The sequence below is a fragment of the Nakamurella sp. GG22 genome (assembly GCF_052976845.2).
In genome coordinates, this window is record NZ_JBRIIO020000033.1 from 11963 (window position 1) to 23928 (window position 11966).

Below are 11966 nucleotides of genomic sequence, written 5' to 3' on the forward strand. Positions count from 1 at the left end.
GACGGCACCGGGCCGAATACCCATGAGGCGAGGATGCTGACCGGGTGACCCAGAAAGCGGGCGCGGCATCGTCGCCGCTTGGACCAGCGACGACCATGGCACCCGCCGCGCTGTCACGCGCCCCGATGTCACCCGCCGCCCGGTGGGCGCAGGCCAGGGCCAGGGTCGACTCCGGCCACCCCGCAACGGGCCTGCGCATGGCCACCCGGGCACTGTCGGAACTGCTCACCCAGCCCGTTGTCACCGATCCCGCGGCGCACGACAAGGCGGCGCGAGAGAGGGCGGCGCAGCTGCACGCCCGGATCCTCATCACGATGGCCGACGCCCGGGTCGAACTCGGCCGGACCGATCAGGCCGCGGCACTGCTGGATGAAGCGCTGACCCACGCGCCGTCCGTGCTGCCGATCGTCCGGTCTTCCCGCGGCGTGCTGTACGCCAGGACCGGTCGGCTCGACCGGTCACTCGAGGAACTGGACGCCGCCGTGCAGCGGCTGTCCGAGGGACGGCCCGGCGCGCACCTGATCCGGGCGCTGCTCTGGCGGGGGATGTTGCACCTCAGTGAGGCGCGGCTGGCGCAGGCGGAGGCGGACACCGCCCTCGCCGGTGAGTACTCGCGAGTTCTCGGTTCGCCCGCCGGAACCGCCATCGCCACGCACAATCTGGGGCTCGTCCGCTGGGTGACCGGCGACCTGCCGGGCGCGCTGCACGAGATGGCCCTTGCCGACGAGATCGCACCCGAGGTGCGAGCAGCCATCCGTTATCTCGACCGGGCCAGGCTGCTGCTGGCCGCGGGCCTGCTGTCGGAGGCGCGGGAGTTCGCCGACCGGGCGCAACGCATCTACGCGGCCGAGCGGTCGACCGTGGACCTCGCGGACGTCCTGCTCGTCAGGGCCGAGATCGACATCATCGCCCGGCAACCCGACAGCGCCCGGACGGCCGCCAGACGGGCGATCCGCCGGTACACCGCCGCGCGTCACCAGCGCGGAGTGCTCGCGGCCAGGGTGCTGGAGGCACGCGCCGAGGCCATGGTCCGCGGAGCGCTCCGCCCGGCACCGCGGCGGCTCGCGACGAGCGACGCAGGTAGGGCGGAACAGCTGGCGACAGACCTGGCGGCGGCCGGACTGCGCGAGGACTCAAGAACGGTCCGGCTGCTGCAGGCGCAGGCCCTGCTGGAAGCCGGGGACCCCGCCGGAGCGAGAGCCGCCGCGGATACCGCGGCCCAACTCGGAGGCAGGCCGGCGGGTGGCGCCGGCCAGCTGACGACCATCGCCACCGATCTGCAGACCAGGGTGGTCGCCGCGCGGCTCGAACTGGCGGCCGGCAGGCGATCCGCGGCGTTCGGGCAGATCCGTCGCGGGCTCGACGAGTTGGCGCGCTACCAGGCGACTTTCGGCTCGCAGGACCTTCAGGCGGCCTCCGCGGTGCACGGCCGCGACCTGACTGTCCTCGGGCTGCACACGGCGCTACAGACCCGTTCGCCGGCCGCGATCCTGCAGTGGCTGGAGCGTTCGCGGGCCGCCAGCACCCGGCTGGCAGCCGTCCGGCCACCTGCGGACGGCATCCTCGCCGAGGAACTGAGCCTGCTCCGCACCATCAGCTACCGGGCGCGATCGGCCCTGCTCGCCGGTTCGGCGGATCCGCAGCTCGAGGACCAGGTGAGCCGGTTGCGCCGCAGGGTGCGGTCACGTTCCTGGATCGCCGGCGGGTCCGGAACCGTCAGAGCGCCGCTCTCGCTCGCCGCCGTGCAGCGCGCGCTGGCCGCCGAGGGGGCGGGGGTCAGCGTTGTCGCACCGTTCCGCGGTGGTGGCCGGTTCCATGCCCTGGTGATCACCGCCGGCAGTGCGCACTACCGGCCGATTGAACCGGATTTCGGGTTGCAGCGGCTGCTGCAGCGCATCATCGGTGATCTCAATGTGCTCGCCGACCATCGCGTCGCCGGCCCGCTGCGGCGGGTCGCCACCGGGTCGCTGCGGGCGGGTCTCGACCGGGTCGCCGCCGCCATCGTGGCGCCGCTGGAGAAGTACGCCGACGCCGGCCCGGTGATCATCGCCGCCGCCGGGTCGGCCGCGATCGTGCCGTGGGCGCTGCTGCCCGGGCTGACCGGTCGGGCCGTCTCGGTGAGCCCGTCGGTCACGGCCGCGGTCGCCGGGATGAGCGCACCGAAGAATCAGGGCGCCGGGGTCCTGACGGTGGCCGGCCCGGATGTTCCGCACGGCACCAGGGAGGCCGAGCGGGTTGCCGGGGTGCATGCCGGCCGGCTGCCCACCGCCGTGCTGACCGGGAGCGAGGCGACCGGCGGCGCCGTTCTGGACGCGATGCCGGCCGGCGGACTGCTGCACATCGCTGCGCACGGCCAGCACCAGCCCGACAACCCGCTGTTCTCCGGCGTGCTGCTCGCCGACGGCTTGCTGTACGGCTACGACGTCGCACCGAATCCGGCCCTGCCCAGTCAGGTGGTGCTCTCGAGCTGTGATGTCGGCCGCACCGACGACCGACCCGGAAGTGAACCGCTGGGTTTGGTGGCCGCGCTGCTGCGCAGCGGGGTGCGGACGGTGCTGGCGGGAACGAGCAGGATCTCGGACGAAATCGCCGAGGCCGTCATGGTCGCCTACCACCAGCGGCTGAGCGGCGGAAAACCACCGGCGATCGCCCTCGCCGACGCGATCGCCGGACTGGGCGGCCCAGGGTCCGATCCGGCGCCGTTCAGCTGTTTCGGGGTAGGTCTGTAAACCCCGACTGACCGGGTCAGCGCGACGTGCACGTACCGCACCGACGACGTCATCGACTACCGTCAACGCTGACCACGCCGAACCAGCACACATTCCCCTCTGGAGTTTGAAGCTTTGATCACGGAGTGGATCCTGCTCGGTGTCGGCCTGCTGTTGATCGTCGGCACGGCGCTCTACGTCGCCGCCGAATTCAGCCTTGTCACGGTGGACCGCGCGACGGTCGCCAAACAGGCTGCGGACGGTGACAGCCGCGCGAGATCGCTGCTGACCGGCCTGCGGTCGCTGTCCACCCAGCTCTCCGGGGCGCAGGTCGGCATCACCGTCACCACGCTCGCGCTCGGTTTCGTCATGCAGCCCTCGCTGGCCTCTCTGGTCGCGGGGCCGCTGGAGGCCATCGGCCTGTCGAGCACCGCCGCGAACTCCGTGGGTTTGATCCTCGGGCTGGTCGTCGCCACCGTGCTCTCCATGGTGTTCGGCGAACTGGTGCCCAAGAACATCGCCATCGCCGAGCCGCTGGAGACCGCCAAGACGGTCATCAACCCGATGCGGCTCTCCACGATGCTGTTCAAGCCGTTGATCTTCGTGCTGAACGGCACCGCCAACGGCGTGCTCCGGCTGATCGGTGTCGAACCCCAGGAGGAGTTGCGGTCCGCCCGGTCGGCGGTCGAACTCGATTCGCTGGTTCGCCGGTCCGCCGCCCAGGGCACGCTGGAACAGCCGACCGCCGGGCTGCTGGCGCGGTCGATCTCCTTCGGCGGCAAGACCGCCGACGACGTACTCACCCCCAGGGTGCGGGTCCGATTCGTCAAGTCCACCGATACCGCGGACGCCGTCCTGGTCGCCGCCGTGGAGACCGGGCACGCACGCTTCCCGGTGACGGGCGAGGACACCGATGACGTCATCGGGCTCGTGCACCTCAAGCGGGCCGTCGCGATCCCGCCCGACGAGCGGGCCGGGGTGACGGTCGATCACCTGATGGTCCCGGTGCCGGTGGTGCCCGGTTCGCTCCCGCTGGACGACCTGCTCGATCAGCTGCGGGCCCGCGGGTTCCAGATGGCCGTGGTGGCCGACGAGTACGGCGGCACCGCCGGGATTCTCACCCTCGAGGACGTTGTCGAGGAACTCGTCGGCGACATCAAGGACGAGCACGACCCCGCCGACAGCCGGGCGGAGCGCCGTTCCGACGACACCTGGCTGCTGCCCGGGACCCTCCGTCCCGACGAGATTGTCGAGTTCAGCGGTGTGCGCCTGCCTGATTCGGGCGCATACGAGACGGTGGCGGGGCTGGTGCTGGCCAGGCTGGGCCGGATGGCTGAGGACACCGACTCGGTCGAGGTGTCGGCCACCATGGACGCGTCCGCGATGCTGGGCGTCCCGGACGGCCGGATCGGCACGTCCGACGACCGGCGCATCGAACCGGAAACCACCGACGACCTGCCGCGCGCCGTGACGGTGCGGCTGACCGTGCACCGGCTGGCCCGCCGACGGATCGAGACCGTCGTGATGTCCGCGGTCAGCGTTGACAGCGGCGACCTCGACGGGGAGCCCGGGAACGGCGGGGAACGCCGATGACCGCCAACTGGCTGCTGCTCGGTCTCGTCGTGATCCTGCTCGGAGCGAGCGCCTTCTTCGTCGCCGCGGAATTCGCGTTGATCGCCGCCCGCCGGACGATCATCGAACCGATGGCCGTCACGAGTGCCAGGGCGCGGTCGACACTCAAGGCGATGGAACAGGTCTCGCTGATGATGGCCTGCGCGCAGCTCGGCATCACGCTCTGTGGCGTGTTGCTCGGCGCGCTCGGGGAGCCCGCCGTCGCGGCCCTGCTGGAACCCGTTTTCGCCTCGCTCGGCGTCCCCGAATCATGGCTGCACCCGGTGTCCCTGGTGGTGGCGCTGACCCTGGTGGTGTCCGCGCACGTCGCGCTGGGCGAGATGGTGCCGAAGAACATCGCCATCGCCGGCCCCGAACAGACGGCGCTGATGCTGGCGCCGCCGCTGCGGGCGGTTGCCAAGGCGATCGGCCCGATCATCAGGACTCTCAACCGGCTCGCCAATGCGGTCGTGCGGTTGACCGGCAGGGAACCCAAGGACGAGGTCGCTTCCGCCTTTACCAGGGAAGAGGTGGCCGAACTCGTCGCGGAGTCGCGGCGGGAAGGGCTGCTCGACGACGAGGAACACCAGCTCATCACCTCTGCGCTCGATTTCGACACCGCGACGGTCACCTCGGTGATGGTCCCGGACTCCGAAGTGGTGTCCGTGCAGCCGGGCGTCACCGCCGCCGAGGTCGAGCGGATCTGTGCCAGGACGGGTTTCTCCCGTTTCCCGATTCTCGGCGCGGACGGCCGTTTCTCGGGCTACCTGCACATCCGCGACGTCGTCGACATCCCCGCCGAGCGGCGGAACGAGCCGGTCCCCGCTGACCGGATCAGGGCCCTGCCGTCCGTCGTCCCGGACGTCGACCTGCGGACGGCGCTGGACCGGATGCGGCGGATCGGCGCGCACCTGGCCGAGGTCGCCGTCGCGACGGACGGTGCCGGCGGCAACGGCGCCGAAACCGTGCCGCAGGGCCCTGGAACCTCGACGAACACCGTGGCCGAGCCGACCCCGGCTGCCCCGGTGCGCGGAGTCGTGATGCTCGAGGACGTCATCGAGGCGCTCATCGGGGAGGTCAGGGACGCGACCCGGCGATTCCCGGAGGCCGCTCGCCCGGCTCCCGGGAACGCGGCCGTCTGACCCGCAGCCACGCCCGGGAAGCCGCGTCGCCCAGGGTGTTGCCCGGCGGTGGGCATAGTCTCGGCGCATGCAGCGGCGGATCATGGGGATCGAAACCGAGTTCGGGATCACCTGTACTTTTCACGGTCAGCGCCGGCTGAGCCCGGACGAGGTGGCCAGGTACCTGTTCCGCCGCGTCGTCTCCTGGGGCCGGTCGTCGAACGTCTTCCTGCGTAACGGGTCGCGGCTCTACCTCGACGTCGGATCACACCCCGAGTACGCCACCGCCGAGTGCGACGACCTGCCCACGTTGATCGCCCACGACAAGGCGGGGGAGCGGATCCTGCAGGACCTGGTCGTCGACGCCGAGGCCCGGCTCGCCGAGGAGGGCATCGGCGGCGACATCTACCTGTTCAAGAACAACACCGACTCGGCCGGCAACTCCTACGGCTGCCACGAGAACTTCCTCATCGCCAGGGGCGGCGAGTTCGCCAAGATCGCCGACGGGCTGATCCCGTTCCTGGTCACCCGCCAGTTGATCGCCGGGGCCGGCAAGGTCCTGCAGTCCCCGCGCGGGGCGTCCTACTGCCTCTCGCAGCGGGCCGACCACATCTGGGAGGGCGTGTCCAGCGCGACCACTCGGTCCAGGCCGATCATCAACACCCGGGACGAGCCGCACGCGGACGCCGAACGCTACCGGCGGCTGCACGTGATCGTCGGGGATTCCAACATGTGCGAGACCACCACCCTGCTCAAGGTGGGCAGCGCCGCGCTGGTGCTGGAGATGATCGAGGCCGGCGTCACCCTGCGGGACTTCACCTTCGAGAACCCGATCCGCGCCATCCGGGAGATCTCGCACGACACCACCGGCCGCAAGCCGGTGCGGCTGGCCGGTGGCGGCGACATCTCGGCGCTGGAGGCGCAGACCGAGTACTACGAGCGGGCCGCCGAGTTCGTCGAGAAGCGCGGCAACGACCCGGTCACCGAGCGGGTCCTGGACCTCTGGAAGCGCACCCTGCTGGCGGTCGAGTCGCAGGACTTCTCCGCGGTGGACACCGAGATCGACTGGGTGATCAAGAAGCGGCTGATCGACTCGTACGCGGCCAAGAACGGCCTCGACCTCACCCACCCGCGGATCGCCCAGCTCGACCTCACCTACCACGACGTCCGGGTCGGCCGCGGCCTGCACTCGCTGCTGGCCGCGAAGGGGCGGGCGGCCCGGGTGGTCACCGACGAGCAGGTCATCGAGGCCACCACCGTGCCGCCGCAGACCACCCGCGCCCGGTTGCGCGGCGAGTTCGTCGCCGCCGCGCAGGACGCCGGCCGCGATTACACCGTCGACTGGGTCCATCTCAAGCTCAACGACCAGGCGCAGCGCACCGTGCTGCTGAAGGATCCGTTCCGGGCCGAGGACGACCGGGTCACCAAGCTGATCGAGGCGATGTAGCGATCCCCGATCTCGCCGGCGATCTCGCGGTCCGTGTGCAGTAAGGCTTGTCACGGATGTGACAGGCTGGTCGGGTGGCAACGGCGAAGGCGGAACGACTGCTGAACCTGGTGATCGCCCTGGTCAACTCACCGCGCTATCGCACGGCGATGTGGATCAAGGAGCACGTCGCCGGGTACGCCGACGCACCCAACGACGAGGCGTTCTTCCGGACGTTCGAGCGGGACAAGCAGGAACTCCGCGAGCTGGGCATCCCGGTGCAGACCCCGACCACCGGCGAGGACGGGTACCGGATCCCGCCGGTCGATTTCGCCCTGCCGCCGCTGTCGTTCACCCCGTCGGAGGCCGCCGCGCTGGCGTTGGCCGGACGGCTGTGGGAGACCACCGCGCTCGCGACGGCCGGGTCCGGCGCGCTGCGGAAGATCCGCGATGCGGTGCCCGACTACGGCGGCCCCACCGACACCGGCCCGGCCGCACCCGAGATCACCGCCGCGACCCTGCTGCAGCCGCGGGTCAGGACGGGTGACCCGGCCTTCGAGCCGATCTACGCCGCTGTCCGCACCCGCCGGGCCGTCACCTTCGACTACCGCAAGGACCCGACGGAGCCGGCGGAACCGCGCAAGGTGCACCCCTGGGGCCTGGTTTCCTTCCGCGGCCGTTGGTATGTCATCGGCTATGACGAGAAGCGCGGCGAACGGCGGACGTTCCGGCTCTCGCGCATATCTGGGCCGGTGAAGACCGTCGGCCGGGCCGGTGCGGTGCGGACGCCGGCCGGTGTCGATCTGCTCGCGGAGGTCGCCGCCAGTGTCGAGCGTCCCGCCGACCGGACGGCGACCGCGCGGATCCGTTCGGGGCGTGCGGCGGGCCTGCGGCGGACGGCCGTCACCGAGCAGGAATCGGCGGACGCGCCGGGCTGGGACCGGGTGACGCTGCCGCTGGGTCACCTGTGGGACACCGCCAGGCGGATCGCCGCGCACGGACCGGATGTGGTGGTCGAGGAACCGGCGGATCTGGTGGACGCGATCGTCCGGTTGCTGAAGGGCACCGCGGCGGCGATGGACGCGGCGCTCCCGCACCGAACCGACGGCCCGCCGAGCGACCGCTCGCGCGACACCGCCGCCGCCGACGGGATGTTCCAGGACCGGCCGGCATGAGCGAGACGGCGACCGACCGGCTGGCCAGGATGCTGGCGCTGGTCCCCTATATCGCGCGACGGCCGGGGGTCGCGATCAGCGAACTGGCCGCGGAGTTCGGCGTCAGCGCGGACCAGATCGGCGCCGACCTGAACCTGCTGATGGTGTGCGGGCTGCCGGGCTACTACCCGGACGACCTGATCGACGTCGTTCTGGACGACGACGGCGGCACCGTGTCCATCGCCTTCGACGCCGGGATCGAACGGCCGGTCCGCTTGACGGCCGACGAGGCGTTCGCGTTGACGGTCGCGCTACGGGCCCTGTCCGACCTGCCCGGCCTCGTCGATGCCGAGGCGGTGCACTCGGCACTGGCCAAACTGGAACAGGCGGCCGGGCCGTCACGCACCTCCGCCGACGCCACCGATGCGGTGCGGGTGGTGCCGGCGGACCCGTCGCCGGCCCTCGGCCTGGTCCGGCAGGCACTGGACGAGACCCGCCGGATCTGGATCCGTTACTACACCGCTTCCCGGGACGCCGTCACCGAACGCACGGTGGATCCCCTCCGACTGCTGGTGACCGACGGGCACGCCTACCTGGAGGCGTACTGCCACCTCGCCGGCGCGATCAGGCACTTCCGGGTCGACCGGATCGAGGAGGTCCGGCTGCTCGACGAGCCGGCGCAGGCGACGCTGTGGGTCGACTCCGACATCCCGGAGCGGATCTTCCATCCCGATCCGCAGATCCCGCCCGTCACCCTGACGCTGACCGGCGGCGCCCGCTGGGTCGCCGAGTACTACCCGATGGAGGAGGTCACCGAGCTGACCGATCCGCCCGGTGCACTACGGGTCCGGATGCGGGCGAACGGTGACGAATGGTTGACCAGACTGGTGCTCTCGCTGGGCGGCGAGGCCGTTCTCGAGGACAGGCCGGAGCTCACCGCGGCCGTCGCGGAGCGTGCTGCGGGGGCGTTGTCGGCCTACGGCGGCTAGGTCCGCTGGGTAGGATCGGGCACACAGCCCGATCGGTGGATCTCCGTCTCGGATCCACCCACCCGATCAGTAAGCCGATCACCGAGCCGACGACATTCAGGAGACCCGCCCGTGCCACTTCGTCTACCCGGAGTGCGGCTTCCCTCGCTGCGCCGGAAGAAGACGGACAAACAGGACGACGGCACGATGTCGTTGATGGAGCACCTGTACGAGTTCCGTCGCAGGTTGTTCTACGCCGTTCTGGGGATCTTCCTCGGCACGGTGGTCGGCTTCATCTGGTTCGGGCACGGCATCCCCGCCATCGGCTTCCCGAGCCTGTCGGAGATCCTGACCGGCCCGTACTGCGCCGTGCCGGCCGACGAGCGGCTCACCTTCGGAACAAATGACGACTGCCGGCTGCTGGCCACCGGCCCGTTCTCCGCCCTCGAGTTGCAACTGAAATCGGCGTTGATCGCCGGGGCCGTGCTGAGCTGCCCGGTCTGGCTCTACCAGCTGTGGGCATTCGTCACGCCGGCGCTCTACTCGAAGGAACGCCGCTACGCCATCCTGTTCGTCAGCTTCGGCGGCATGCTGTTCGTCCTCGGCGCGGTGCTCGCCTACGTGGTGATCAGGGAGGGCCTGACCGTCCTGCTCGGATTCGGCGGGGACGCGACCATCGCGGCGCTCTCACCGGACAGCTATTTCTCGTTCCTGATCGCCATGCTGATCATCTTCGGCGTCTCCTTCGAGCTGCCGCTGCTGTTGATCATGCTCAACATGATCGGGGTCGTCTCCAGCGCCAAGCTCGCGCAGTGGCGGCGCTACTCGATCTTCGGGATGGTCGTGTTCGCCGGGATCGTCGTCCCGGGCAACGACCCGATCACGATGCTGGCGCTGGCCGTCGCCCTCGTGCTGCTGTACGAGCTGGCCGTCCAGGTCACCAAGGTGCACGACAAGCGGGTCGCCAAGCGTGAACGGCTCGCCGAACTGAGCGACGACGAGGCGTCGGCCCTGCCGCTGGACACTGCCCTGGCGGGCGGCGTCGACACCGAGGTGCAGCCGGTGCCGGCGGCAGCGCCGATCAGTGCGCCCGGACCGGTCGAGACCGGGCCGCGTCGGTCGCCCACCGACATGGGGGACGCGACCTGACCTTCCGGTCAGTAGGCGCCAATTACCCGTTGTGCCCGTTCCCATCCGCTTCGGGTGATGCCGTAGACGCCTGTCGCAGGTGGGATGGGCAGGTCCGCGACATACTCCGCTGCACTGCCGCAGCAGCCCCGGACCGACAGGAGTCCCTCAGACATGGCCGTTAGAACGATCGCCCACCCCACCGTCGCCGACCGCCGCGCCAAGGGTGCCGACGCCCGGATCGCGACGCCACCCGAGCTGCACGCCGATTGGGTGCCCGCGGACGACCGGTTCGATCCGGTGAAGCTGATCTGCGACCAGGACGTCGCGCGGGAGCCCGACCTGGTGCCCGTGCGGCACGGTCGGATGATGGTGTCGCCGTTCACCTTCTATCGCGGCGCCGCCCGAATCATGGCGGCCGACCTGGCCGATACGCCCAACGCCGGCCTCGACTGTCAGCTGTGCGGGGATGCCCACCTGTCGAACTTCGGCGGGTTCGCCTCGCCGGAGCGCCGGCTGGTCTTCGACCTCAACGACTTCGACGAGACCCTGCCCGGGCCGTTCGAGTGGGACGTCAAGAGGATGGCGGCGAGCTTCACCATCGCGGCGCGGAACAACGGGTTGTCAGCGGCGGAGGGGCGTGCCGCGACCGTGACGGCGGTCCGGGTCTACCGCGAGGCGATGGCCGAGTTCGCCGGCATGGGCGTGATGGACCTCTGGTACGCCCACATGTCCGAGGACGATCTGACGGCAGCGCTGACCAACGTGGCGGCCGAGGTCACCAGCGTGAAGTCGGCCAAGAAGAACGGAGCGGCGAAGACCGCCAAGAAGGACAGCAAGGCCAAGGCGAAGGACGCGAAGACCGCCAAGGCCGACGCGAAGAAGGCCAAGAACGCCAAATCGGCCAAGAATGCCAAACCGGCCATGGGCAAGGCCGCCAAGGACAGCAAACGGAAGCCCGAGAAGGCTGCGGCGCCCAAGCCCGCGGTCGTCCGCGGCGACCCCGCCCTCGAAGCCCTCACCGCCTTGACCCAGGCCGACGAGCTCCGGGCGCTGGAGACCACCCAGAAGGCCCTTCGCAAGGCGCACACCCGGGACAGCCTGCAGGCGTTGTCCAAGCTGGGCGAACTGGTGGACGGCCGGTACCGGATCATCAGCCAGCCGCCCCTCGTCGTCCCGATCCGGGACTGGGGGGCCATCTACGGCGTCCCCGATTCCGATCTGGAGGTTGCGGTTCGAGCGCTCTTCCGCGAGTACCGGGCGAGCCTGCCGGACGACCGGCGGCACCTGCTGGAGAAGTTCGAGGTGGTCGACGTCGCCCGCAAGGTGGTCGGCGTCGGCAGCGTCGGCACCCGTTGCTACATCGTGCTGCTGCAGGGCAGGGACGCCCAGGACCCACTCTTCCTGCAGGTCAAGGAAGCGACCAGGTCGGTCCTGGAGGATCACCTGCCCAAGAGCCGGTTCCGCAATCCCGGCGAGCGGGTCGTCCAGGGCCAGCGAATGATCCAGGCCACCAGCGACATCTACGTCGGCTGGTCCAAGGGTCTGCAGGCGGACCGCAACTACTACTGGCGCCAGCTCCGGGACATGAAGGCGTCCGCCGACATCGAGAACATGTCGGCCTTCGCGCTGACCTTCTACGCGCGGCTCTGCGGCTGGACGCTGGCCAGGGCGCACGCGCGGTCCGGGGATGCGGTGGCCATCTCGGAGTACCTCGGCACCGATGCCGTCTTCGAGGAGGCGATTGCCGATTTCTCGGAGAAGTACGCCGAACAGAACGAGAAGGACTTCGAGGCGTTCACCGATGCCGTGTCCTCCGGTCGCATCGAGGCGGTCCACGGGGTGTGAGG

At 70.4% G+C, this 11966-nt stretch carries 8 protein-coding genes; all 8 read left to right on the top strand.

The window, feature by feature from the left end; translation table 11 throughout:
• Positions 1–44: 44 nt before the first annotated feature.
• The 8 genes from ACVBEQ_RS24025 to ACVBEQ_RS24060 all read left to right on the top strand — a co-directional run bounded on the left by ACVBEQ_RS24025 (position 45) and on the right by ACVBEQ_RS24060 (position 11964).
• Complete coding sequence (locus tag ACVBEQ_RS24025) at positions 45–2729, top strand: CHAT domain-containing protein (RefSeq protein WP_447155922.1); 2685 nt, start codon at positions 45–47, stop codon at positions 2727–2729.
• A gap of 114 nt (positions 2730–2843) precedes the next feature.
• On the top strand, positions 2844–4301 hold the full coding sequence (locus tag ACVBEQ_RS24030) for a hemolysin family protein (RefSeq protein WP_447155923.1): 1458 nt from the start codon (positions 2844–2846) through the stop codon (positions 4299–4301).
• Positions 4298–5461: a hemolysin family protein gene (locus ACVBEQ_RS24035; protein ID WP_447155924.1), complete on the top strand. Its 1164-nt coding sequence runs from the start codon at positions 4298–4300 to the stop codon at positions 5459–5461. Before ACVBEQ_RS24030 ends, ACVBEQ_RS24035 begins: the two co-directional genes overlap by 4 nt.
• 67 nt (positions 5462–5528) lie before the next feature.
• Positions 5529–6887, top strand: a complete 1359-nt coding sequence (gene pafA, locus ACVBEQ_RS24040) for a Pup--protein ligase (RefSeq protein ID WP_447155925.1) — start codon at positions 5529–5531, stop codon at positions 6885–6887.
• Positions 6888–6961: 74 nt separating this feature from the next.
• Entirely contained in the window at positions 6962–8041 is a 1080-nt protein-coding gene (locus ACVBEQ_RS24045; RefSeq protein WP_447155926.1) for a helix-turn-helix transcriptional regulator, read from the top strand.
• Positions 8038–9009, top strand: a complete 972-nt coding sequence (locus ACVBEQ_RS24050; protein WP_447155927.1) for a helix-turn-helix transcriptional regulator — start codon at positions 8038–8040, stop codon at positions 9007–9009. Before ACVBEQ_RS24045 ends, ACVBEQ_RS24050 begins: the two co-directional genes overlap by 4 nt.
• A gap of 186 nt (positions 9010–9195) precedes the next feature.
• Positions 9196–10137, top strand: a complete 942-nt coding sequence (tatC, locus tag ACVBEQ_RS24055) for a twin-arginine translocase subunit TatC (protein ID WP_447155945.1) — start codon at positions 9196–9198, stop codon at positions 10135–10137.
• A 153-nt stretch (positions 10138–10290) separates the two neighbouring features.
• Positions 10291–11964 (top strand): DUF2252 domain-containing protein, encoded by a 1674-nt coding sequence (locus ACVBEQ_RS24060; protein WP_447155928.1) that lies wholly within the window; start codon positions 10291–10293, stop codon positions 11962–11964.
• Positions 11965–11966: the final 2 nt, after the last annotated feature.